This window comes from Mesorhizobium sp. M7D.F.Ca.US.005.01.1.1, from assembly GCF_003952545.1.
GTDB classification, from domain to species: domain Bacteria; phylum Pseudomonadota; class Alphaproteobacteria; order Rhizobiales; family Rhizobiaceae; genus Mesorhizobium; species Mesorhizobium loti.
Map to the genome: position 1 here is coordinate 4,356,044 of NZ_CP034453.1, position 22,838 is coordinate 4,378,881.

Below are 22,838 nucleotides of genomic sequence, written 5' to 3' on the forward strand. Positions count from 1 at the left end.
ATGTCCAAAGCGATCCGTATCCACGCCCATGGCGGCCCGGAAGTCCTGACCTATGAGGACGCGGAACCCGGCCAGCCGGGATCGGGGCAGATCCTGATCCGGCACACGGCGATCGGCCTCAATTTCATCGATGTCTATCATCGCTCTGGCCTTTATCCGCCGCCCGGCGGCTTCCCGCTTGTTCCCGGCAGTGAAGCCGCCGGCGTGGTGCTGGAGGTTGGCGAGGGCGTCGACTGGCTGAAGCCGGGCGATCGCATCGCCTATGCCGTGACGACGGGGGCCTACGCGCAAGAGCGCGTCATCGATGCCAGCCGCGTCGTCAAGGTTCCGGATGGCGTCAGCGACGAACAGGCCGCCGCGATGATGCTGAAGGGCATGACCGCGGAATATCTGCTGCGCCGGACGTTCAAGGTGAAAGCCGGCGACACGATCCTGTTCCATGCCGCGGCAGGCGGCGTCGGGCTGATCCTCGGCCAATGGGCGAAACATCTCGGCGCGACCGTCATCGGCACCGCCAGCTCGTCCGACAAGATCGAACTCGCCAAGGCGCACGGCTTCGACCATGTCATCAACTACAAGGAACAGGATTTCGTCGCCGGCGTCGCCGCCATCACCGGCGGCAGGAAATGCGACGTCGTCTACGATTCGGTCGGCAACGACACGTTTCCGGCTTCACTCGACTGCCTGAGGCCGCTTGGCATGTTCGTCAGTTTTGGTCAGTCCTCGGGACCTATCCCGCCGTTCAGCATGTCGTTGCTGGCACAGAAGGGCTCGTTGTTCGCAACAAGGCCGACGCTGTTCGTCTACAATGCGAAACGCGAGGACCTCGAGGCCTCCGCCGCAGCCCTGTTCGAAGTCGTGCTCACTGGCGCCGTCAAGATCAAGATCAACCAGCGCTATGCGCTCAAGGACGCCGGCAAAGCGCATTCCGACCTCGAGGGCCGCAGGACCACAGGGACGACCATTCTCATCCCTTAGTCCGTTCTGCCTTGCTAATCCTTGAATTTCCGCTGAAATTCTTGAAGCTCTTTCAAGACGCGTGCCGCTTTCCGATGAGAGCCGGCCGCGCCTACCATGCTTGCGGGAACACAGAACATATCTGGCTAACCAGATGGGAGGCACTGTGAGTGCAAATCAGGACGGCACGAACCTGCTCGAGGTCCGTGGCCTCACCAAGATATTCGGCACGCTGACGGCGTGCGATCATATCGATCTCGACATCGCCAGAGGTGAAATCCACGCCTTGCTCGGCGAAAACGGCGCCGGCAAGTCGACGCTGGTCAAGATGCTGTTCGGCTCGCTGGAGCCCAATTCCGGCGAGATCTTCTGGAACGGCCAGGCCGTCAGGATTTCCAGCCCCGGCGTCGCGAAAAAGCTCGGCATCGGCATGGTGTTCCAGCATTTCTCGCTGTTCGAAGCGCTGACCGCGGCCGAAAACATCGCGCTGTCGCTGGACGACGGTTCGCCGATCAGCAGCATCGCGGCGAAGGCGAGAGCGCTTTCCTTCAGCTATGGCCTGCCGCTCGATCCTGAATCGCTGGTCGGCGACCTGTCGGTGGGCGAGCGCCAGCGCATCGAGATCATCCGCTGCCTGCTGCAGACGCCACAGCTCATCATCCTCGACGAACCGACCTCGGTGCTGACGCCGCAGGAAGCCGACAAGCTGTTCGAGACGCTGGAGCGTCTGCGTTCGGAGGGCAAATCCATCCTCTACATCTCGCACCGGCTCGAAGAGGTCAAACGCATCTGCGACCGCGCCACCGTGCTGCGCCACGGCAAGGTCGTCGGCCACTGCAACCCGCGTGAGGAAACAGCCTCTTCGCTGGCCCGCATGATGGTCGGCAACGAGGTGCAGGCCGTGGTGCGCGCACCGGTCGAGGGCATCGCCACGGCGCAACCGCTGCTCGAAATCCGCAACCTCAGCCGCAAGCCGGCAACGCCGTTCTCGATCCCGCTCAAGGGCATCAACCTGAATGTCCGGGCCGGCGAGGTGATCGGCATCGCGGGCGTCGCCGGCAACGGCCAGGGCGAGTTCTTTGAATCCGTCTCCGGCGAGGTGTTGCAGCAGGATGCCGCCTCGGTGCGCATCCGCGGCAAGGACGCAGGTGGCCTCACCATCACCGGACGGCGCCTGCTGGGTGCTGCCTTCGTGCCGGAAGAGCGCCTCGGCCACGGTGCCGCGCCACGCATGAAGCTTTCCGAGAACCTGCTGCTGTCGCGCCATGCAACCGACGGCAAGGCGTTTGTCGGCACTGGGGGAATGGTCAAGGGCGCCGCCATCTACGCTGCCGCCCAACGCATCATCGAGGCGATGGACGTGCGCAAGAGCGCGCCGGATCCGGAGGCCGCGGCACTTTCAGGCGGCAATCTGCAGAAATTCATCGTCGGCCGCGAACTCGACCGTCGGCCTGATGTCATGGTGGTCAACCAGCCGACCTGGGGCGTCGATGCGGGTGCTGCCGCTCACATCCGCCAAGCCTTGATCGAGTTGTCACGCAGCGGATCGGCGGTGCTGGTGATCAGCCAGGATCTCGACGAGCTGTTCGAGATATCGGATGCGATCGCCGTCATGCACAATGGCGTGCTGTCGAAGCCGATGCCGATCGCCGAGGCCACCTTCGAGAAGGTCGGTTTGCTGATGGGCGGCGCCGAACCCGGTCACGCCGAACACACGCTGGAGACGGCATGATGCGCCTCGAACTCGTCAAACGCCCGCAGCGCTCCGCGCTGTTTTCGGCCCTGTCGCCGTTCATCGCCTTCGCGCTGACGATCATCGCCGGTGCCATCATGTTCGCGCTGCTCGGCGTCAATCCGCTGACCGCGTTCAATATCTATTTCATCGAACCGATCAGCCAGGTCTGGCAGTTGCATGAGCTGGCGATCAAGGCAGCGCCGCTCATCCTGATCGCCGTTGGCCTGTCGGTCTGCTACAAGGCCAACATCTGGAACATCGGGGCCGAAGGCCAGTTCATCCTGGGCGGCATTGTCGGCTCGATCATTCCGGTGCTGTTTCCGCAGTTCGAAGGCCCGCTGGTGCTGCCGCTGATGCTTTTGCTCGGCATGGTCGGCGGCGCCGCCTATGCGGCAATCCCGGCCTTGCTCAAGACGCGCTTCGGCACCAACGAGATCTTGACCAGCTTGATGCTGGTCTATGTCGCTCAATTGTTCCTCGACTGGCTGGTGCGCGGCCCATGGCGCGATCCGCAGGGCCATGGCTTCCCACAGACGATCCAGTTCGGCGACTCGGCCGTGTTGCCGGAACTTATGCCGGATGCCGGGCGGGCGAACTGGGGATTTGTCTTCGCGCTGGTCGCCGCGGTGCTGGTCTGGATCCTGATGAGCCGCATGCTGAAAGGTTTTGAGGTGCGGGTGCTGGGCTCAAGCCCAAGGGCAGGGCGCTTCGCCGGCTTCGGCCTCAACCGCATGGTGTTCTTCGCCTTCCTGCTGTCGGGTGCGTTGGCAGGGCTTGCCGGCATCTCGGAAGTCTCTGGCGCCATCGGCCAGCTGCAGCCTGTCATTTCGCCCGGCTACGGCTTCACCGCCATCATCGTGGCGTTCCTTGGCCGTCTCAACCCGCTTGGCATCGTTGCCGCCGGACTGGTGCTGGCGCTGACCTATCTCGGCGGCGAAGCGGTACAAAGCGCGCTCGGCATTTCCGACAAGGTGGCGCGGGTGTTCCAGGGCATGCTTTTGTTCTTCGTGCTCGGCTGCGACACGCTCATCCACTACCGCATTCGCCTGATCGGCCTGGCGCTGACCAAACCGCAGGATGCCGCGAAACTCGAAGCGGCGCCAAAGTTGAAGGAAGCCCGTTGATGGACATCACCATAAACATCCTTCTGACCATCGCCACGGCGGCAACGCCGCTGCTGATCGCGGCGATCGGCGAACTGGTCGTCGAGCGCGCCGGCGTGCTCAATCTCGGCGTTGAAGGCATGATGATCATGGGCGCCGTCGGCGGCTTCGGCGCCAGCTATCTCACGGGCTCGCCCTGGATCGGCCTCCTGGCGGCCATCGCCATGGGCGCGGTGTTCTCGCTGCTGTTTGCCGTCATGACGCTGTCGCTGGCCACCAACCAGGTCGCGACCGGGCTGTCGCTGACGCTACTCGGTCTCGGCCTATCCGGCATGATGGGCACCAGCTTCGTCGGCCAGCCCGGCGAACGGCTGCCCAACATCGACATCCCTGGCCTGACCTCGATCCCGGTGATCGGCAGATTGCTGTTCGGCCAGGATCCGATCTTCTACATCTCAATTGCCCTGACCGCTGCCGTCATGTGGTTCCTGTTCAAGACCCGTACCGGGCTGACGCTGCGCTCGATCGGCGACAGCCATACGTCGGCGCATGCGCTCGGCATCAAGGTCATCCGCTACCGTTATCTCGCGGTCATCTTCGGCGGCGCCTGTGCCGGCCTCGCCGGCGGCCACCTGTCGCTGGTCTACACGCCGCAATGGGTGGAGAACATGAGTGCCGGCCGCGGCTGGATCGCGCTAGCGCTGGTGGTGTTTGCCTCGTGGCGGCCATGGCGGGTGCTGGCCGGCGCCTACATCTTCGGCGCGGTGTGGATCGGACAGCTTCATGCACAGGCTTTTGGCATTCCAGTGCCTTCACAGTTCCTTTCTTCGCTGCCCTATCTGGCAACCGTCGTGGTTCTCGTTCTAATCTCGCGCAACAAGCGTCTGACGATGATGAACACGCCGGCTTCCTTGGGGCAGCCATTCGTTCCGGATCGTTGACAACAAAAACAAACGGGAAGCTCCAAGGCTTAACTCAGAGAGGTAACACAATGAAAAAACTGCTTATTGCCCTGATGACCACGACCGCCGCCCTATCGCTGGCGGCAACCGCCGAGGCTGCGGACAAGCTGAAGGCCTGCTGGGTCTATACCGGCCCGATCGGCGATTTCGGCTATTCCTATCAGCACGATCAGGGCCGTCTCGAGGTGGAGAAGGCGCTCGGCGACAAGGTCGAGACCGCCTATCTCGAAAACGTCTCCGAAGGCCCCGACGCCGACCGCGCTTTTGAGCGTCTGGCGCGCGAAGGCTGCAAGATCATCTTCGGTACATCCTTTGGCTTCATGGACCCGGAAGTGAAGGTCGCCAAGAAATTCCCAAAGGTGATGTTCGAGCACGCAACCGGCTACAAGACATCAGACAATCTCGGCATCTACAATGCGCGTTTCTATGAAGGCCGCTATGTGCTCGGCCAGATCGCCGCAAAAGAATCGAAGGCCGGCGTTGCCGGCTACATCGTTTCCTTCCCGATCCCCGAAGTGGTGATGGGCATCAACTCCTTCATGCTCGGTGCACAGTCGATCAACCCGAACTTCAAGGCCAAGATCGTCTGGGTGAACTCGTGGTTCGATCCGGGCAAGGAAGCCGACGCCGCCAAGGCGCTGTTCGACCAGGGCGCCGACATCATCGTCCAGCACACCGATTCGACCGCTGCCCTGCAGGTGGCGGAAGAACGCAAGCTGCACGGCTTCGGCCAGTCCTCCGACATGATCAAGTTCGCGCCGAACGCGCAGCTGACCTCACTTACCGACGAATGGGGTCCCTACTACATCAGCCGGGTCCAGGCAGCCCTCGACGGCACCTGGAAGCCGGACAATGTCTGGCTTGGTATCAAGGACGGCGCGGTCAAGCTCGCCCCCTTCACCAACATGCCCGACGATGTGAAGGCGATGGCTGAGGCGACCGAAAAGAAGATCGCCGGCGGCTGGAACCCCTTCACCGGACCGGTTGCCAAGCAGGACGGCACGCCTTGGCTGAAGGATGGCGAAGTCGCCGACGACGGCACGCTGCTCGGCATGAACTTCTATGTGAAGGGCGTCGACGACAAGCTGCCGCAGTAAGCAGCCCAAGATATCAATGAAGAGGGCGCCGCGAGGCGCCCTTTTCATTCGGCGGGCTGCGCCTTAACCGAGACGCGACGAAATCGAGTCAGTCCAGCATCGACCGCGCGGCCAAGCCAAATCCTCAGCAGCCGCTGCGCGGGTCGTTCGCAGGTGCGCCAGATCGCCCACGAAACGAAGAGCATGAGCGCAATGCAGCCAAAGGCGGCAAACCATTTCCCGACCATGGGTGCTGCGGCATTGATAGCGAGATAGCCGATCTCCTGGTGCAGCAGGTAGAGCGGATAGGTCAGCCCGCCCAAGGCCAGAGTGAGTGAGGATGGCCTGACACGGCCGCGCAGCAGGACCGCGCCGATCAGCGCGCCATGCATGACGATATTGGCAACGACCAGATTGGCCGACGAAACGGCAATGCCGTAGTGGCCAAGCATCCAGTGCTGCGTCACCGATAGCGTTCCGCAGGAGATCAGGAACGCGGCGGCAAGCAGCAGCAAGGCCGGCAGTGAACGGCCATGTGCATGGATGTGGTGGACCAGCATGCCAGCGGCGAAGAACGGCCCGAACTCGGTGATGAACAGCAGCCTGGCGGCGCCGCTGCCAACAAAGAATTCGTTCAAGGCCGAGATCGCCAGCCAGACGAAGATCACTTCCAGCTTACGTTTCTGGAAGAGCCCGGTGAACAGGGCCAGCGTCACCCATCCATAGAACACCAGTTCAAGCACGATCGACCAGTAGACGCCGTCCATGAAGGGTTGGCCGAAGGCCGGTGCAAACATCGACAGATTGGCGGCATACTGACCGAGAGAGACCGGAAGCAGCGGTGAGCCGGCAAGGGCGACAACCGCGAAGGTGATCGTCATGCAGAGCAGGAAACCCGGATAGAGGCGAACGAACCGCGCGATCGCAAACTGGTCCCAGGTGCGGTTTTCCGCCGACCAGGCAATGACGAAACCGCTGATCAGGAAGAACAAATTGACGCCGAGATAGCCGTAGAGAGCCACCGGTGCGGCAATCGGATAGCCCTCGGCAAGGTAGCCTTCGGCCGCCGCGCCACGGAAGAAATAGTGAAAGAACACAACGGCAAGTGCAGCCGCCAGCCTGAGCAGGTCCAGCGTTGCGATATAATCCTGCCCAGCAGGTCTGGTGTTCATCCGAGTTCCCGCTTTTACGATCCGGAAACCATAGAGCGGATCGCGGCTGAGCGGGTTAAGACGGCTGAATTATCGCTAGATGTAGTAAATACGGGGCCCGTCAGACCGCCGAACCGTAGAGATCGTAGGCATCGGCACGGTCGATCTTGACGGTGACGATGTCGCCTTGGCGCAGCGGGCGGCGCGACTGGATATGCACCGAGCCGTCGATCTCGGGCGCGTCGTATTTGGTGCGGCCCTTTGCCGATGTGCCATGCGCCTCGTCGATCAGCACCGGCAAGCGCTTGCCGACCTTCTTGGCCAGCTGCGTCGCCGAAATCTTCTGCTGGCGCTGCATGAAGCGGTGCCAGCGCGCCTCCTTGATCTCCTGCGGGACCTGTTCGAGCCCAAGATCGTTGGAACGGGCGCCACGGACCGGCTCGTATTTGAAGCAGCCGGCGCGATCGATCTTCGCCTCATCGAGCCAGTCGAGCAGCATCTCGAAATCGTCGTCCGTTTCGCCGGGAAAGCCAACGATGAAGGTCGAGCGGATGGCGAGATCCGGGCAGACCTCGCGCCAGCCGCGAATGCGCTCGAGCGTCTTTTCGCCATGCGCCGGCCGCCGCATGTTCTTCAACACCTGCGGCGAAGCGTGCTGGAAGGGGATATCCAGATAGGGGAGGATCTTGCCTTCCGCCATCAGCGGGATGACATCGGCGACATGCGGGTAGGGGTAGACATAGTGCATGCGCACCCAGATGCCGAGCTTGCCCAGTTCTTCGGAGAGATCGAGGAATTTCGCACGGACTTCGCGGTCGCCGAACATGCTGGTCTGGTACTTGATGTCGATGCCGTAGGCGCTGGTGTCCTGCGAGATGACCAGGAGCTCCTTGACGCCAGCTTTGGCCAGTTTCTCGGCCTCGCGCAGCACATCGGCCGCCGGTCGCGAGACGAGGTCGCCACGCAGAGCGGGAATGATGCAGAAGGTGCAGCGGTTGTTGCAGCCTTCGGAAATCTTGAGATAGGCGTAGTGGCGCGGCGTCAGCTTGACGCCCTGCGGCGGCAAGAGATCGATATAGGGGTCGTGCGAGGGCGGTGCGGCCTCGTGCACGGCGGCCATCACGCTCTCATAGGCCTGCGGTCCGGTGATCGCCAGCACATTGGGGTGCCTCTCGCGAATGACATCCGGTTCGGCGCCGAGGCAGCCGGTGACGATGACCCTGCCGTTTTCCGAAAGCGCGGAGCCGATGGCATTGAGTGACTCGTCGCGGGCGGAATCGAGAAAGCCGCAGGTGTTGACGACGACCAGGTCGGCGCCGTCATGCTTGCGGGCGATCTCGTAGCCTTCGGCGCGCAGGCGCGTGATGATGCGTTCCGAATCCACAAGGGCTTTCGGGCATCCAAGACTGACAAAACTCACGCGAGGAGCGGACATAGAGGGTTTCCGGGCTTTTCAGGATTGCCGGCGCAGTACCACACTTATTGCGGCATTGGTATGGGCACGGCTGCGATGCGGCAAAACGCATGGCGATTGCGCTGCGGACCTCGCTTTGCGGATCGAAGACGAGGCAGGCCGGCAGCCTCAGCTGACCGCGTTGTTTAGATGCGGCCAGACTTCCACCGTGCCACGATAGACCATGTCCAACGCGACATAGAAAATGATCAGCAGGCCGACATAGGCGATCCAGCGGTGGCGATGCAGCAGTTTTGCGATGAAAGTCGCGGCGAGCCCCATCAGCGCGATCGACAGCACGAGGCCGATGACCAGCACCGGGAAATGATCGCGCGCGGCACCCGCGACCGCCAGCACGTTGTCGAGCGACATCGACACGTCGGCGACGACAATCTGCAATGCGGCCTGGCCGAGCGTCTTGCGCTTCGTCTTGCCGGCCACCGCATTGTCGCTGTTGAGATCGGAGTTCGACAGCGCCTCGGTCGCCTCCAGCTCATCGGCATGGGACGTGCGCAGCTCGCGGTACATCTTCCAGCAGACCCACAGCAGCAAGATACCGCCAGCCAGCAGCAGGCCGACGATCGCCAGCAGCTTGACGGTAACCGCGGCAAAGCCGATGCGCAGCACCGTTGCCGCCAGCACACCGATGAGGATCGCCTTCTTGCGTTGTTCGGCCGGCAGGCCGGCAGCGGCAAGGCCGATGACGATCGCATTGTCGCCGGCAAGCACGAGGTCGATGGCGATGACCTGGAGCAGGGCGGTCAGGCTGGCAGCGCTGAAAATGTCCATCGACCGGAAGCCCTTGCTGGTTTGCCGAGTGTTCGTCGATTATCCAGACGGCCCTAACTTGGTGGTCCCTTGGCGTCAAGGGATCACTCGTGGTGACCTCACCGAAGCATCTTCGGGTCAAAACCGGATCAAAGACTCTGCAGCACTCGCCGGCAAGCCGGGCAAAACCGCCGCGGCCGATCATAAATCAATCGTAGAGATTGTACTTTGCCCAATCTGCTTCCGGAATCTCGTCACCGATCCGGTAGCGGAGCTGCAGAACTTCCATATGGTCGGGCGCCGTCTGGCACTTGAATTTCAGCCGGTACCATTGCCCGTTGCTGCGAAACGCAGCGCCGGGGCTTTTGATTGCATCAGCACCCATCTCGGGCGTCGCGAAGGCGTAGGCGACGACGCGATCGGCTTTGAACTTTCGATCGTCGTGGGTGATCCGGTCGAGCACTTCGGCGTCACAACGCTGTTCAAGACGGGTTTGGGGATCGAGTTTCATCAAGCCGGCGCGCAATGCACTGTCCATTGCGTTGGCTGGAAAACTCAGTGTCACAGACGCCAAGGCGGTCATGCAGAGCTTCTTCATGGGCGGGACAAGCAACATATTTTGTCGGAGAAATCAACCAACGGGACCGGCTCGGACCCCGCAGGCATCATCAATCAAATGGCCGATGCGTTCAAAATTGCGTGTCGGGATTCATCATGCGATGCCTGCGGCCAACGGACCAACGAGGCGCGGCCGGCATCGGTGAGATCGTAGAGGCCGCGGTCGACGCGCGCGAACCAGCCATAGACATTGTGCTGCAGGATCTTCGGCGCGAGCGGCGTCAGCGCCTTCAGATCACGCGGGCGCCTGGGTCCGTCCACCATGGCGGCAGCGCAGGCGAGGGCGCTTTGGCGATAGGCCGTCATGATCGGATTGCGCGATCCTCCTCCAGCAACAGGATCGCCGCGACGGCGCTGGTGCTCGTCGACCAGGCGAGAGCGCCGGCGTGCATTGTTGCGCGGCGCCGGCGCGATCGGGCTGAGAAGCACCTCGACCCGGTCCGTCGCGGTGACGCCAAGCAGACCGAAGCCAAGGCGGCGGCAGAGATTGCGGAACCTGGCATCGCTCTCGCGTCCCTTGCCGCGAGCCGATAGGCGCGCGGCAAGCCACACCTCGTCACAGGCGGCCGCGCGATCGACGCCTTGCAGCACAAGTTCCAGATTGAACTGCAGCTTCAGTTCGCAGATGACAACGACAGGCGGCTCCCCCTCGCGCAATGCAACAATATCGCAGCCACCGATCTCGCCTTTCACGACGAAATCCAGGTTTTCGAGGAACCGCTTCACCGGCGCATAGAGTGAGGTCTCGTTCATGCCTCGAAGGTTTAGCCGATTCGAGGCGAAAAGCCTTCAGACCTCGTGGCTGCCCGAAGCCATCGAGCAACCCGCTCGATGCCGTCGAATCTGGCGGCCGCCGCAATCCGCTACGGATTCTCAGGCTATGTCCGCGGGCTCGGCTTTACGTTTTCGCCCGGTGATCATAGCTCGGACAAGGTTTTCGCGATGGCGAAAGCTTGCCAGCGCAACGCCGCTGCTGCCGGCAGCGAGCGCCGGTCCTGCGACCATGCCGGCGAGAGCGGCGAGAACGAGTGTGCGATACATGATGGCTCCATTCGGGAGGTTGGGCGCGAATGTCGCGCCTGTGGGTGGGATTTCGATCAGGTCCGGTCAGACGGCCGTGACCGTCGTTGGTGCGACCTAGCCAATTCAACCTGACAACTGGCTGACAACTGCATCCGCGCCGCTGATGGGCCGCCCAACCAAATTTTCACTGTCAGCTTGTTGTCAGCGTGGCTGTTCTAGCCGAGTGCCGCGACCACGAATCATTCCCCAATCAGTCCTTGCGGGGTCGCCGCAAGCGATCAGGAGCCTTTCGAACATGCAGCCCTTCAAGACCGGACTGGTCCTCGTCCTACTAGCCGTGTCGGCACCCGCCTTCGCCAACACGATCGTAAACGTCAAGCTGTGGGACAAGGATGGCGTAGCGAACCCCGATGCAAAGATGGGAATGGGCATGCCGGCAAACATGAGCATGGCAACCATGAGGATCAAGCTGGACCAGACCGTCGTATCAGCAGGCAAGGTGACCTTCGAGGTTCAGAACAGCTCCAAGGACACGGTCCATGAGATGATCGTGGTGCCGGTGAGCGACGCCAAAAGGACAACGCTGCCCTATGTGCCAAATGAAAACCGCGTCAACGAGGATGCGGCAGGCCATCTCGGCGAAGTCTCCGAGCTTGATCCGGGCAAGACCGGATCACTGACGCTAGACCTCAAGCCTGGCAACTATGCCGTCTTTTGCAACATTCCCGGCCACTTCATGAATGGAATGTGGGCGACCATCCTGGTCAAGTAGGCCGTGATTTGATGAGGCACCCGCCGCGCCAAAGGAGCGGCGGGTTTTTGGTTTCATGTCCGTCGATGCCAACCCGTCAGGCTTCAGTGCTCTGCGCTGCTCGCTTCACAAGCTTCCTGCGGGGCAGGAGCGGATAGCCGATCTGGCCGAAATAGGTGGAGGGGATCGGATCATCGACGCCGTACTTCTCCGGCACCTTGTCACCGGTGACATTGTAGGTGCCGAACAGCACGTCGAGGAAAGGCAACTGCCCGGCGAAGTTCTTGTCATAGGCTTCGCGCTGGTTGGCATGGTGCCAGCGATGGAACTGCGGGCTGGCGATCAGCCACTTCAAGGGGCCGAACGGAATCCGCACGTTGGAATGAACAAGCATCGTGTGGCCAAAGTAGATCATCGAAAAGAGGGCGATTGAGGCGTCGGAGAAGCCGAGGAAATAGACCGGCGTCAGCGATACTGCCTTCGTGACGATGATGTCGACCGGATGATTATGGAAAGCACCGAGCCAATCCAGTTCCTCGATGCCATGGTGAACTGCATGGAACTTCCAAAGTGCAGGGATTTTGTGGAAGGCTCGATGTGCCCAATAGACGCCGATATCGGTGATGAGGATGATCTCCGCAACCTGCAGCCAGACGGGCTGACCGCTGACGGCTTGCGTTATCGATTGCGGGACGAGCATTTCAGCGGCGCCGAGGGCACCGGCCGCTATCATGACGATGGCAACTTTTACGATGAAGCCGTTGAACAGCAGATAGATCAGGTCGACAGCCAGACCCTTGCGGAAAATCTTCTGCGGCCGCTCGGCAAACAGATGTTCGAACGGAATGAAGATCAGCGCGCAGATCAACAGTGCCTTGATACCAAAGATATCCATCCATTCGCCCCGGCGCGCCGTCTGCGCCTCTGAGAAGAACCACATCTCCCTTTCCAAAGGGCTAAAGGCTCTGCCGTTTTTGGGTGGCGGACCGCCTGACGATGACGAGCCCCACGCTGTCGCGCTGCGATAAACAGGATCCCGCGACCGATATCGGCTGTCAAAGTCCAACAAGGTCGGCCTGAAACCTGCTATTCCCGATGCATCCCGACGCTGTGTCGTAGTAAGCGGAACGTGCGAGCAATGTCGCCGAACGCGACGGCTCGGAGTAATGGGACCGTCGAACACGGTTCCTTGACAAGGCTTCGAACTGTTCGTGTCCTAGCCGTCAAGACCCCAAAGATCCGGGTTGCGTTTGAAATATTCAATCAGCATCTCGGTGAGCACCCGCACTTTCCGCGTAGGATGCTGACCCGGCGGGCGGACGACATACGCGGCTCCCGGAGGCACCGGATAGCGTGTCATGATCGGGACCAGCGCACCGGAGGCCACATATTCATGTGTGATGCAATCGGGGAGCCAGGCGATGCCGAGACCTGCCGCCGCCGCAGCGGCAAGCGCCGTGGCGCTGTCGGCCTTGAACCTGCCCTGCGGCTGGACCGTAACAATCTTGTCGCCATCTATGAACTGCCAGGCTTCCGTTCCCTGCATGAGGGCCTGATGGGTGACGAGTTCGTCCGGAGTCTCGGGTGGTACGTGCGCTTTGATGTAATCCGGGCTCGCGACAAGCTTTCCATGGATCGGCCCGACGCGCTTCGCGATTAGGTTGGAGTCCTGAAGGTAGGCGCCCCGGATCGCGCAATCGAAACCCTCTGCGATGAGATCGACGAAGCGATCGCTGTAAGAAGTATGGATGTGAAGCTTCGGGTGCAGACGCGCCATTTCCGCTAGCACGGGGGCGAAATGGGTCGCGCCGAAAGTAAGCGGCATGGCAACCCTCAGGCGGCCGCGCAGCTCACCTGTGGGGAGGATCGTTTCCCTGGCCGTATCAATCTCGGCGCTGGCTCGGGCCGCATGGTCTCTGAACGTGATGCCCGCTTCTGTGAGCGAGGCGCCGCGGGTCGTTCGTGCAAGCAGCTGGACGCCAAGTTCCGCTTCAACCCGAAAGAGCCGCCGACTGACGATTGACTTGGAGACGCCGAGCCGGCGCGCGGCGGCCGATACGCCCCCGGCGTCGGCCACTGCGACGAATGTCTGTAGATCTTCGATGTCCATTGGCGTTCCTCGTTTAGCGACACAGCTTGCCTGAACATGGCACTACCGCATCACCAAAAGGAACAGCAAATTGCGTCCAGGCAACGTCGCCCGCCGGCGCATGTCTCCCATGAACCCATTGCCGTCCATCGCGACGGAGAAAGGACGTCTTTATGACCCCTCGTAACGGCCTTGATTCACTTCTTCGCCCCGAGGATTCGGTCCTCGTTCTGATCGATCACCAACCTTATCAGCTCGCAAACCTGAACAGCCACGATCCGCACATGGTGGTCAACAACACGACCGCGCTGGCGAAGCTGGCAAAAGCCTTCAATGTTCCGACCATTCTCACCAGCGTGATCGCGGCGCGCGGTGGACTTCTCTTTAAGCAGATCACCGAGGTATTTCCGGACCAGGAAGTCATCGATCGCACCTGGGTGAACACCTGGCAGGACGAGAATGTGGTGAGCGTCGTCAAGGCGACTGGCCGCAAGCAGCTGATCATCGCCGGTCTGTGGACCGAGGTCTGCGTCGCAATGCCTGTCATCCAGGCCGCCGGCGAAGGCTGGGACGTGACCGTGATCACCGACGCGTCGGGCGGGATTTCGAAGGAGTCTCACGAAATTGCCATCCAGCGGATGATCGCGGCCGGCGCGAACGTGATGACCGTGATGGCGCTCGCTGGCGAATGGCAACGCGATTGGGCGCGCACCGAGCATGTCGAGGAGCTGACCGAGATTCTCGTCCAGCACTTCGGCGGCAGCGGCATCGCGTACCTCTGGGAGCAGCAGCTGCTCAACACGCCGGTGCCGAGCACCGCGGGCTGAGCTGGGCGGAGGTGACGAAAGCTTGAGCGATTCAGCGCCAACACGCTGACTGCTTATCGAGCCACATTATCCCCGCCCCCAAAAGACGGCCGCCCATGTGCCTGAGTGCTGGGCGGCCGGCATGTGGTTAGTTGGTCACTAACCGAAAATCGCCAAACCCCATGTTTCCCGGGCTTTCCAAGGGTTGACTTGGCGGAGGAAGTGGGATTCGAACCCACGGTGAGCTTGCACCCACGCCGGTTTTCAAGACCGGTGCCTTAAACCGCTCGGCCATTCCTCCAGCTGTCGCGGTCCACTGCTCTAGTGTGCCCGACAAAGCCCTGTCAACCGGCAGACATGGCCTGGCAGAAGTGGGGCCAGCCGTTCTGTGGTAGGCGGCACGACCTTGCCTTCGCGCGGAAGAGCGGAAAGTGGCGACTTTTCAGGGTGGTCGGCACGGTGAGGGCGTCACAATCTTGCCCGGTTCCGGCCACAATCGGTTAATACCGTGATAAACAATTCCTGCGCACAAAGGATCGGGGTTTTAGGCGTCGTTAGAATTCGTCGAGTGAGTGTTTTGGCTCCTCTGATGGTTGAATGCGGCGCCTTGAGTTGAGACTGAAGGGGACATCAGGAAAATGCAGGCTGTGACGCACCCGCGTCTTCGTCGCGCTGCTACAGTCGCGTTGTTGGCCGTGTCGGCCGCCTTGCTGGCGGCTTGCGCGTCGCAACCTGAGCCCAAAGCGATGGTCTACAAGAAGACCCGCTCCAAGGAATATTTCTCCGAATCCGAATATGGCGTGAAGGCAAGCCCGCGTGTGTTCTCCCAGAACGGGCGCATGCAACGTGGCGGCGGCAGGGATCAGCTCGGCAAGCCCTATCAGGTCCGCGGCAAGTGGTATTATCCCAAGGAAGACAAGCGCTACGCCAAGGTCGGTCTGGCGTCCTGGTATGGCGATGCCTTCCACGGCCGGCTTACCGCCAATGGCGAAGTCTACGACATGACGCATCTGACGGCGGCGCATCCGACCATGCCGCTGCCAAGCTATGCCCGCGTCACCAATCTCAAGACCGGCAGTTCGGTCATCGTTCGCGTCAACGATCGCGGCCCGTATCACGAAGGCCGCATCATCGATGTGTCGGAGCGCGCAGCCCAGATGCTTGACTATGCCAACATCGGCACCGCTCAAGTGAAGGTCGAGTATGTCGGCCGTGCACCGCTCGACGGCGATGACGACCAGTATCTGATGGCTTCCTACCACCCCGGCAACAGGGCGCCGGATCCGTCGGACGGGCTGCCGACCGGCGTCATGGTCGCCATGAACGGGCCTTCGCCAAGCCTGCCTGCTGGCGCCGCCGCCGTGCCGTTTCCGGGTCAGTTGACCGATTCAGGCTCGGTCCAGCCGGTGATGTCGGCACAGACGCCGGCTTACGGCGATCTGGCGCTGCCCGATTTCGGCCCGATCGTGCCGGAACGCCCGGAAATCAGTCTGCCGCCGCAATCACCGTTTGCCGTGGCCTCGCTGTCCTATGCGGACGAGCGGGTGGAACGCGCCTCCAATGCTTTTGCCGCACTGGGTAGCGACGGCATGTCGCCGGCTGATGTGCTTCAATCGTGGAAGCGGCAGCCGCCCACGGCCGGTCCGCCCACCGACTATGTCGCGGCTGGTTCGTTCGAGGATGCAGCGGAGGCCAAGCGCATCGCCGCTCAGCTTGCCGCGTATGGCAAGATCGAGATCCAGCGCTCGGAACTCGATGGCGAGGATTGGTATTCGGTCAATCTCTATCCCGATGGCCACCGCAATCTGGATGATTTGCTGCAGGCAGCCTGGTCGCACGGCGCGCCCGATGCGCTGGCTGTGCGCAACTGAGCGCAAGCCAGGTCGGATTTCCGCTGCGCGGTTGATCCGCCGCGAAACGCGCGGTTGATCCGCTGCGGGAAAAGCTTGATACTTTTCGCGGGCTTGCCGGCCGTGCCGGCCAACGGGTCGAACATCATGCAATTTCGCTTGCTCCCGCCTCTCGCCGGGCTTCTAATTTTTGGCCTGCTGCTGTTTTCCCAGAATCCGGCCCATGCGCAGCTTTTCGAGACCAAAGCCGCGCAGGTCTTCATGATCGACGCAGAGACCGGAACGGTGCTGTTTTCGAAGGATGCCGACAAGCCGATACCGCCGGCCTCGATGGCCAAGCTGATGACCATGGAAGTGGTTTTCAACGCCATCAAGTCCGGCCGCCTGAAGCTCGACGACACGTTCGTGGTCAGTGAAAACGCCTGGCGCAAGGGCGGCGCGCCTTCGGGGACATCGACGATGTTTGCCAAGCTCAAGTCGTCGATCCGGCTCGAGGACCTGATCCAGGGCGTGACCGTGCAGGCCGCCAATGACGGCTGCATCGTCATCGCCGAAGGCATGTCCGGATCCGAAGACAATTTTGCCGCGCAGATGACCGAACGCGCCCGCCAGATCGGCCTCAAGACCTCGACTTTCGTCAATTCGACCGGCCTGCCGGCGGATGGCCAGCAGACGACCGTGCGCGAGCTTGCGCAGCTGGCTGTGCACCTGTGGCGCGATTATCCGGATTTCTATCGTTATTACAGCCAGAAGGATTTTACCTGGAACAAGATCTCGCAGAGGAACCGCAATCCGCTGCTGGCGATGGATATCGGTGCCGATGGCCTGGCGGTCGGCGCGAGCGAGGCGTCGGGTTTCGGCATCGTCGGTTCGGTCAGCCACAACGGCACGCGGGTGATCGCGGCGATGAGCGGACTGGCCAACGACAAGGAACGTGCCGAGGAGGCGCGGAAGCTGCTCGACTGGGGCGTCCGCTCCTTCGAGAAGACCGAAATCTTCGCCAAGGATGAGGTGGTCGGCGAGGCGCAGGTTTTTGGCGGCGCGAAATCCGGCGTGACGCTGAAGGCCAAGGGCCCGATCGACATCTTCCTGCCGATCACCAACCGCGACAAGCTGACGGCCAGGATCGTCTACAACGGCCCGGTTGCGGCACCGGTGGAGGAGGGGCAGCCGGTTGGGGCGCTGCGGGTCTGGATCGGCGACACGCTGAGCCAGGAGACGCCGCTTTTCGCCGCCGAATCGATCGGCGTCGGCACGCTGCCGCAGCGCGCGCTCGATGCCGTCAAGGAACTGGCGATCGGCTGGCTGCGCTAATGCATGTCGCTCAAAAGTGGCCCCGGTTTGGAGTGCGCCCCTTGGGATGGACACTGATCAGGCTGCAGTTTTGCCCGTCTGCCGGATGTGTTGATCCTCGAACTGTTGCGGGCTGAGATATCCCAGCGCCGAATGGAGCCTGCGTTTGTTGTAGACTTGGTCGATGAAGTGGGGAAGGTGCTCGGCAACCTCCTCGAAGGTTTCAAGCGCCATCGGATAAACCGCCTCGAGCTTCAGGGTCTTCATGAAGCTCTCCGCTTTGGCATTGTCATAAGGATTGCCCTTGCGGCCCATCGAGCCGGCCAGACCGTGGCCGGTGAGAAGCTGCCGGTAAGTCTCGGCGGCATATTGGGAGCCGCGATCGGAATGGTGAACGCAGCCTGGCGGTGGCTTTCTGCGCTCGATTGCGGCGCGCAAGGCGGCGCCCGTCAGGCGGGCATCGATGGCGCGGCTGATGGCGTAGCCGACGATCATGCGCGACCAGACATCGAGAATGATGGCGACGTAGACGAAGCGGACCGGCAGCGCGACATAGGTGATGTCGCCGACCCAGAGTTGGTTCGGACCGGTCGGGACGATGTCCTTTGCCAGATTGGGGAAGATCGGACTGTTGTGATTGCTGTCGGTCGTGGCGACGAACCGGCGTCTGACCTTCGGTTGCAGGCCGTGATCGCGCATCAGGCGGCGGATCTTCTTGTGGTTCACCACAAAGCCTTGCTGGCGCAAGGCCGCGCCCACGCGGCGATAGCCATAAAACTCGAATTCGTCGCAGATCGCGAACATCGTCTCGACGATAGCGGTGTCATCGGCCGGCCATTGCGGACGGTCATAAAAGGTCGAACGCGCCAGATCCATCAGCCGGCATCCTTCGGCGATAGAGAGGCCGGGGGGCCGATGATGGCGGATGTAATCCCGCTTTTCGGCCGCGGAGCATTCTTCAGAGCCCCCTTTAGAAACTCCAGCTCCAGAGCCTGCTTGCCGACCAGCCGCTCAAGCGCGGCGATCCGCGCCTCATATTCCGTGATCAGAGTGGCAGAAGCCGTATCTTCATCGAAGCCGCCTGCCTCATACTTGCCAATCCAGACACGGATCAGGGTGCGGGTGACGTCATGCCGTTTCGCCAAACTGTGCAGCGTCTCGCCCGACAGATATTCCTGCACCACCTGACGCTTGAACGTGATGCTGTAACTACGATGTCTTGCCATGGTTCTCTCTCCGAAAACCCGACAGCCATGGTCAATTCCTCAGGACGATCTGTCCACCCCTAGGGGCGCACTCCAGTTATGGCGGGAACGACATGCATAAAAGCAAAAAATCGACGGCATGGACGTTTTCCCGAACGCGGACTATCTAGAGCGCTACAATCAATCCACTCATGCAAGGACAAAGGCCTTTCGATTGGCGCGCGGATTTTTCATCACCTTCGAGGGCGGCGAAGGAGCAGGCAAGTCGACGCAGATTGAGCGGCTGGCCAGGAAGATGCGCGCCAAGAAATACGATGTCCTCCTTACTCGTGAACCGGGCGGCTCGCCGGGCGCCGAAGCGGTCAGGCATGTGCTGCTTTCGGGCGCCGCCGAACCGTTCGGGCCGAAGATGGAAGCGCTGCTTTTCGCCGCCGCGCGGTCCGACCATGTCGAGCAGGTCATCCGGCCGGCGGTCGAGCGTGGCTCCATCGTGCTTTGTGACCGTTTCCTCGATTCCTCGCGCGTCTACCAGGGCGTCACCGGCGGCATCGATCCGGCGTTCATGGACACGCTGGAGCAGGTCGCCATCAACGGCATGATGCCGGACATGACGCTGATCTTCGACATCGATCCGGCCGAAGGCCTGAGGCGCGCAACGCTGCGGCGCGGTACCGAGGCAGCCGCCGACCGCTTCGAAAAGGAGACGCTAGCGATCCACCAGGCCCGCCGCGAGGCGTTTCTGGCGATCGCGGAGGCCGAGCCGGAACGCTGTATCGTCGTCGACGCAGCCGCCGATCCCGATGCGGTCGAGAATGTCGTCACCGCCGCCGTCTTCGCGGCGCTGGAAGCGAGAGCGCCGGCGCGCGACAGGCAGGCGACACCGGCATGATTTTTGAGCGCATCGCACCCGAACAGCACGACACGCTGGACGGCGTGCCCGAGCCATCCGAAACGCGACGCCTGGTCGGGCACAGCCAAGCCGCTGATATGCTCACCGCCGCCTATCGCGCGGGAAAGCTGCCGCATGCGCTGATCTTCTCCGGACCGGTCGGCATCGGCAAGGCGACGCTCGCCTTCCATCTTGCGCATCATCTCCTGAAGCACCCGGATTTCGCGCAGGCGCCGGAAAGCCTTGCCACTCCCGATCCGGCGTCGTCGCTGTTTCGCCAGATCGCCACCGGGGCGCATCCCGGCGTGCTGCATCTGACCCGGCCGCTGAACGACAAGACCAAGAGCTTCAAGACCGTTGTCACCGTCGATGAAATCCGCAAGGTCAACCGCTTCCTGTCGCTGACCTCACATGACGGCAGCTACCGGGTCGTCATCGTCGACCCGGCCGACGACATGAACGCCAATGCCGCCAATGCCTTGCTGAAGAATCTTGAAGAGCCGCCGGCACGAACCCTGTTCATCCTGATCGTCCACGCACCGGGGAGCCTGCTGCCGACGATCCGGTCGCGCTGTCAGGTGGTGCGATTGACACCGCTCGACGGCGATGAGCTGATGGCTGTGCTGGAAACGGCGGAACCGCCGCCGCCGGACGACCCGGTGGCGCGCGCGGCACTGGTCGAGCGGGCAGGGGGCAGCGCGCGCAACGCCATCCTGTTGACGCAGTATGGCGGGCTGGAGATCGCCTCGACGCTCGACGCCCTGGTCACGGGAAGAAAGAGCGATGTCGGCGGCGCGTTTCGCCTTGCCGAAGCCGTGGCCGGCCGCGACCAGGCGATCCAGTTCGACATCTTCAACCGCCGGGCGCTGGACCTGTTGTCTGACGCGGCAAGCCAGGCAGCACTGGCGGGCGATCTCGCACGAGCCAAAACGCTGTCGGACACTTGGCATGAGGCGCTTGACGCAATATCTGAGACCGACACCTACAATCTCGACAAGAAGCAGCACGCCCTGACCATGATCGACCGCCTGAATTCTGCAATGCGAATGTGACGGCCTTCGGAATGGCAATCGCCATTCCGGGAGGGTTCGATGTATGCGGCTGTTTTCAGGCGACGGCCGTGTTCTCCGCCTGGCTTGCTCGCTGTACCGCGAGCGCAGCATCATACTTCGCGCGATTGGCCCAGTAGATGGTGGCGAACAGCAGCGCTTGGTCGCGGAAAGGAACATGGTCGACCGTGTCCATGGTGGCTTCGGCTTGAATCCAGTCAGCGTGAAAGTCGGCGGCTGCCTTCCTGTCGCCACCGAGAGCCATCTGCTGGAATCGATGCATATGATCCTCGATGTCAAGGTAGCGGTCGGCCCAAACGATCGACCATTGCCGGTTCTGCATGGTGAACTTGCGGATCCATCGCTCGCTCAGGTCCATGTCTCCTTCGGGTTTGGAATACATGACGTTGCGGCGCGCTTCGAGCAGTGTGTTGGTGGCGACGACTTCATTCTCACGCCACAGAAGCCGCATCGCTGGATCATTCAGAAACCGGTCCGCGTAAATGGGATGAGGAAAGGCACTTTCTCGGAGCCCCTCGATCTTGAAATAGATCAGCAGTTCGGAAGCCACGCTGGCCTCGAGTTCATTGCGCTCCATCTTGCCATGGAAAGCCTCGAATCCGATGCCCGGGATGAAGGGCATATGCGCGGCGTGCCAGATTTCATGCAGAAGGTAGAGATCCTCGATGGCCGGGGCGTTGTAGTCATCCCGGCGCATTGTCAGTCCCCACCAGGTGCAGAAGTGCGCGCGCTCCAGGCGGTCGTTGGTGGTTTCGCAGCTGAAGCGGGGCAGGCGGGCATACTGATCGACTATGCTGTGGACATAGCCGCCTTGGCGATGCGAGGATCGGAATGCTTCTGTCTTCCAATGCGCTAGGCAGTGGGCATGGATGTCATCGCTCGTCACGAGCGGAAGCAAATTCTTCATGGCAACGTCCCAGAATTCGGACTGGCCATGCCGATCCGTTCCGCCATTCCCGGCGTCAGGCACAAGCGTGGCCGGGCGTCGATCGCGCCGGGGGCGCGCGTGAGATAGGAGACAAGATCCGGATCGATATCCGCGTCTGCCGATCCTCGAGCCAGAATGAAGATGTCCGCCGACATCAAGGTTAGGCCGAGAGTGTGGCCGGCATGTTCTGCCACGCTCTGTTGAATGCTGGCGTAACGACGCGCCATGGCGAAGACGTCGAACCGCTCCATAAGCCGTATTCCCAGTTGCAGCGATGTCAGGTTCTTGAACCATTGATTGCCAAACAGACCGAGATTCTCCGATCGGCAGAACACCCCGCCTATGCGGTCGTAGTAGGCGCCGAACGGCTTGGACAGGCTGATCACAACGGCGCTCACGCAAGGCGCGTTGGCGAGGATCGTCTCTATCGGAGGCTCGGCGGTCGCCCCGACATAGGTCAAATCGAGAACGAGCTGGGCCGGGTTCGCGCGTTGGCTCAACCGACGCAGAAAGGCATTGGCCTCCGGCCACACCATGCCGTCGATGGCCGAAGGTTGGCTGAGACAAAGCAGATCCTGGGGATTGACGGTATCGGCAACATCGCGCCAGGCGTGGCGTTCATATTCCGCAACTGGAACGCTGCACGCTTCCGCATAGGCTTTGTAACCCTCATATTCGCCGCGAAAGATTACAAGCCGAGGTGAAAACCTCTCGACGCGAGCGCGGTTGCCATAGTCCGCAATCAGATGAAAAAGCGGCTCGCTTGCACCGGCGGTCGGATAGCTGAATAGAAAGTCAGCCGCGTCCACTGGCGCCATCGGCTTCGCCCAACTGAGCCAGGTGTCGAAGAACCGCCTGTGCAGTGCGTTCTGCTTTCCGGTCCAGGCATGGCGAAACTGATCGAGATAGGCGGCGCGGATCGGATCGGGGCCATTTCCCCCGCTACTGCCAAGCAACTCGGCCTTCACTGTTTCAATTTCGGGAGTGACGAGGGCGTAAACGGTTTTGCTGGCGCCGGCCTGACGCAAGCGCACATCAAGGTTCTGTCGCGGATCATATTGTGTGGTCGTGGCCATGCCGGTCTGCCTTTTGCATTGCTGCGAAACTACGG

The 22,838-nt window shown here is 61.7% G+C and carries 22 protein-coding genes and 1 tRNA gene; 11 read left to right on the forward strand and 12 right to left on the reverse strand.

Annotated elements, in window-relative coordinates:
• The 5 genes from EJ076_RS20890 to EJ076_RS20910 all read left to right on the forward strand — a co-directional run bounded on the left by EJ076_RS20890 (position 1) and on the right by EJ076_RS20910 (position 5,854).
• Entirely contained in the window at positions 1-978 is a 978-nt protein-coding gene (locus EJ076_RS20890; RefSeq protein ID WP_126069136.1) for a quinone oxidoreductase, read from the forward strand.
• A gap of 133 nt (positions 979-1,111) precedes the next feature.
• Complete coding sequence (locus tag EJ076_RS20895; RefSeq protein ID WP_164548694.1) at positions 1,112-2,689, forward strand: ABC transporter ATP-binding protein; 1,578 nt, start codon at positions 1,112-1,114, stop codon at positions 2,687-2,689.
• The gene (locus tag EJ076_RS20900; RefSeq protein WP_126069138.1) at positions 2,686-3,816 is read left to right on the forward strand and encodes an ABC transporter permease; all 1,131 of its coding nucleotides are present in this window, start codon (positions 2,686-2,688) and stop codon (positions 3,814-3,816) included. Before EJ076_RS20895 ends, EJ076_RS20900 begins: the two co-directional genes overlap by 4 nt.
• Positions 3,816-4,736: an ABC transporter permease gene (locus EJ076_RS20905; RefSeq protein WP_126069139.1), complete on the forward strand. Its 921-nt coding sequence runs from the start codon at positions 3,816-3,818 to the stop codon at positions 4,734-4,736. Before EJ076_RS20900 ends, EJ076_RS20905 begins: the two co-directional genes overlap by 1 nt.
• Before the next feature lie 50 nt (positions 4,737-4,786).
• On the forward strand, positions 4,787-5,854 hold the full coding sequence (locus tag EJ076_RS20910) for a BMP family ABC transporter substrate-binding protein (RefSeq protein ID WP_109671267.1): 1,068 nt from the start codon (positions 4,787-4,789) through the stop codon (positions 5,852-5,854).
• A 44-nt stretch (positions 5,855-5,898) separates the two neighbouring features.
• On the opposite strand, the gene EJ076_RS20915 is transcribed toward EJ076_RS20910, so the two are convergent.
• The 5 genes from EJ076_RS20915 to EJ076_RS20935 all read right to left on the reverse strand — a co-directional run bounded on the left by EJ076_RS20915 (position 5,899) and on the right by EJ076_RS20935 (position 10,576).
• The gene (locus tag EJ076_RS20915) at positions 5,899-7,005 is read right to left on the reverse strand and encodes an acyltransferase (RefSeq protein ID WP_126069140.1); all 1,107 of its coding nucleotides are present in this window, start codon (positions 7,003-7,005) and stop codon (positions 5,899-5,901) included.
• 100 nt (positions 7,006-7,105) lie between these two features.
• Positions 7,106-8,419 (reverse strand): 30S ribosomal protein S12 methylthiotransferase RimO, encoded by a 1,314-nt coding sequence (gene rimO / locus EJ076_RS20920; RefSeq protein ID WP_126069141.1) that lies wholly within the window; start codon positions 8,417-8,419, stop codon positions 7,106-7,108.
• A gap of 147 nt (positions 8,420-8,566) precedes the next feature.
• Positions 8,567-9,226, reverse strand: coding sequence for a TerC family protein (locus EJ076_RS20925; protein ID WP_126069142.1), 660 nt, complete (start codon positions 9,224-9,226; stop codon positions 8,567-8,569).
• A 187-nt stretch (positions 9,227-9,413) separates the two neighbouring features.
• Positions 9,414-9,821: a DUF930 domain-containing protein gene (locus EJ076_RS20930; protein WP_164548695.1), complete on the reverse strand. Its 408-nt coding sequence runs from the start codon at positions 9,819-9,821 to the stop codon at positions 9,414-9,416.
• Between the two features lie 56 nt (positions 9,822-9,877).
• Positions 9,878-10,576 (reverse strand): DUF2161 domain-containing phosphodiesterase, encoded by a 699-nt coding sequence (locus EJ076_RS20935; RefSeq protein WP_109671271.1) that lies wholly within the window; start codon positions 10,574-10,576, stop codon positions 9,878-9,880.
• A 565-nt stretch (positions 10,577-11,141) separates the two neighbouring features.
• On the opposite strand from EJ076_RS20935, the gene EJ076_RS20945 reads away from it, so the two are divergent.
• Positions 11,142-11,618 (forward strand): plastocyanin/azurin family copper-binding protein, encoded by a 477-nt coding sequence (locus EJ076_RS20945; RefSeq protein WP_126069143.1) that lies wholly within the window; start codon positions 11,142-11,144, stop codon positions 11,616-11,618.
• Between the two features lie 76 nt (positions 11,619-11,694).
• On the opposite strand, the gene EJ076_RS20950 is transcribed toward EJ076_RS20945, so the two are convergent.
• Positions 11,695-12,492: a sterol desaturase family protein gene (locus EJ076_RS20950; RefSeq protein WP_126071105.1), complete on the reverse strand. Its 798-nt coding sequence runs from the start codon at positions 12,490-12,492 to the stop codon at positions 11,695-11,697.
• Between the two features lie 321 nt (positions 12,493-12,813).
• The gene (locus EJ076_RS20955) at positions 12,814-13,707 is read right to left on the reverse strand and encodes a LysR family transcriptional regulator (protein ID WP_109671273.1); all 894 of its coding nucleotides are present in this window, start codon (positions 13,705-13,707) and stop codon (positions 12,814-12,816) included.
• A gap of 152 nt (positions 13,708-13,859) precedes the next feature.
• Here EJ076_RS20955 and EJ076_RS20960 point away from each other — a divergent pair, with 152 nt between their 5' ends.
• Positions 13,860-14,513 (forward strand): hydrolase, encoded by a 654-nt coding sequence (locus EJ076_RS20960; RefSeq protein WP_126071106.1) that lies wholly within the window; start codon positions 13,860-13,862, stop codon positions 14,511-14,513.
• A 190-nt stretch (positions 14,514-14,703) separates the two neighbouring features.
• Here the strand turns inward: EJ076_RS20960 and EJ076_RS20965 are convergent.
• Positions 14,704-14,793: transfer RNA gene (locus tag EJ076_RS20965), tRNA-Ser, on the reverse strand.
• 337 nt (positions 14,794-15,130) lie between these two features.
• Between EJ076_RS20965 and EJ076_RS20970 the strand changes: the two genes are divergently transcribed.
• Both EJ076_RS20970 and EJ076_RS20975 read left to right on the forward strand, forming a co-directional pair.
• Positions 15,131-16,363: a septal ring lytic transglycosylase RlpA family protein gene (locus tag EJ076_RS20970; RefSeq protein ID WP_126069144.1), complete on the forward strand. Its 1,233-nt coding sequence runs from the start codon at positions 15,131-15,133 to the stop codon at positions 16,361-16,363.
• Positions 16,364-16,489: 126 nt separating this feature from the next.
• On the forward strand, positions 16,490-17,656 hold the full coding sequence (locus EJ076_RS20975) for a D-alanyl-D-alanine carboxypeptidase family protein (protein ID WP_126069145.1): 1,167 nt from the start codon (positions 16,490-16,492) through the stop codon (positions 17,654-17,656).
• Positions 17,657-17,713: 57 nt separating this feature from the next.
• Here the strand turns inward: EJ076_RS20975 and EJ076_RS20980 are convergent, their stop codons facing one another.
• Both EJ076_RS20980 and EJ076_RS20985 read right to left on the reverse strand, forming a co-directional pair.
• A complete protein-coding gene (locus EJ076_RS20980; RefSeq protein WP_126068668.1) occupies positions 17,714-18,562 on the reverse strand; it encodes an IS3 family transposase in 849 nt (282 codons plus the stop codon).
• Positions 18,511-18,861 carry a transposase gene (locus tag EJ076_RS20985; RefSeq protein ID WP_126068667.1) on the reverse strand — a complete coding sequence of 117 codons (351 nt, stop codon included), beginning with the start codon at positions 18,859-18,861 and terminating at the stop codon, positions 18,511-18,513. Before EJ076_RS20985 ends, EJ076_RS20980 begins: the two co-directional genes overlap by 52 nt.
• 193 nt (positions 18,862-19,054) lie before the next feature.
• Here EJ076_RS20985 and tmk point away from each other — a divergent pair, with 193 nt between their 5' ends.
• Both tmk and EJ076_RS20995 read left to right on the forward strand, forming a co-directional pair.
• Complete coding sequence (tmk, locus tag EJ076_RS20990; protein ID WP_126069146.1) at positions 19,055-19,729, forward strand: dTMP kinase; 675 nt, start codon at positions 19,055-19,057, stop codon at positions 19,727-19,729.
• Positions 19,726-20,781 carry a DNA polymerase III subunit delta' gene (locus EJ076_RS20995; RefSeq protein ID WP_109671295.1) on the forward strand — a complete coding sequence of 352 codons (1,056 nt, stop codon included), beginning with the start codon at positions 19,726-19,728 and terminating at the stop codon, positions 20,779-20,781. Before tmk ends, EJ076_RS20995 begins: the two co-directional genes overlap by 4 nt.
• Before the next feature lie 55 nt (positions 20,782-20,836).
• Here the strand turns inward: EJ076_RS20995 and EJ076_RS21000 are convergent, their stop codons facing one another.
• Both EJ076_RS21000 and EJ076_RS21005 read right to left on the reverse strand, forming a co-directional pair.
• Positions 20,837-21,706, reverse strand: coding sequence for a hypothetical protein (locus EJ076_RS21000; protein ID WP_126069147.1), 870 nt, complete (start codon positions 21,704-21,706; stop codon positions 20,837-20,839).
• Positions 21,703-22,803: an aminotransferase class I/II-fold pyridoxal phosphate-dependent enzyme gene (locus EJ076_RS21005; RefSeq protein ID WP_126069148.1), complete on the reverse strand. Its 1,101-nt coding sequence runs from the start codon at positions 22,801-22,803 to the stop codon at positions 21,703-21,705. The genes EJ076_RS21000 and EJ076_RS21005 overlap by 4 nt, the downstream gene beginning before the upstream one ends.
• Positions 22,804-22,838 lie beyond the last annotated feature (35 nt).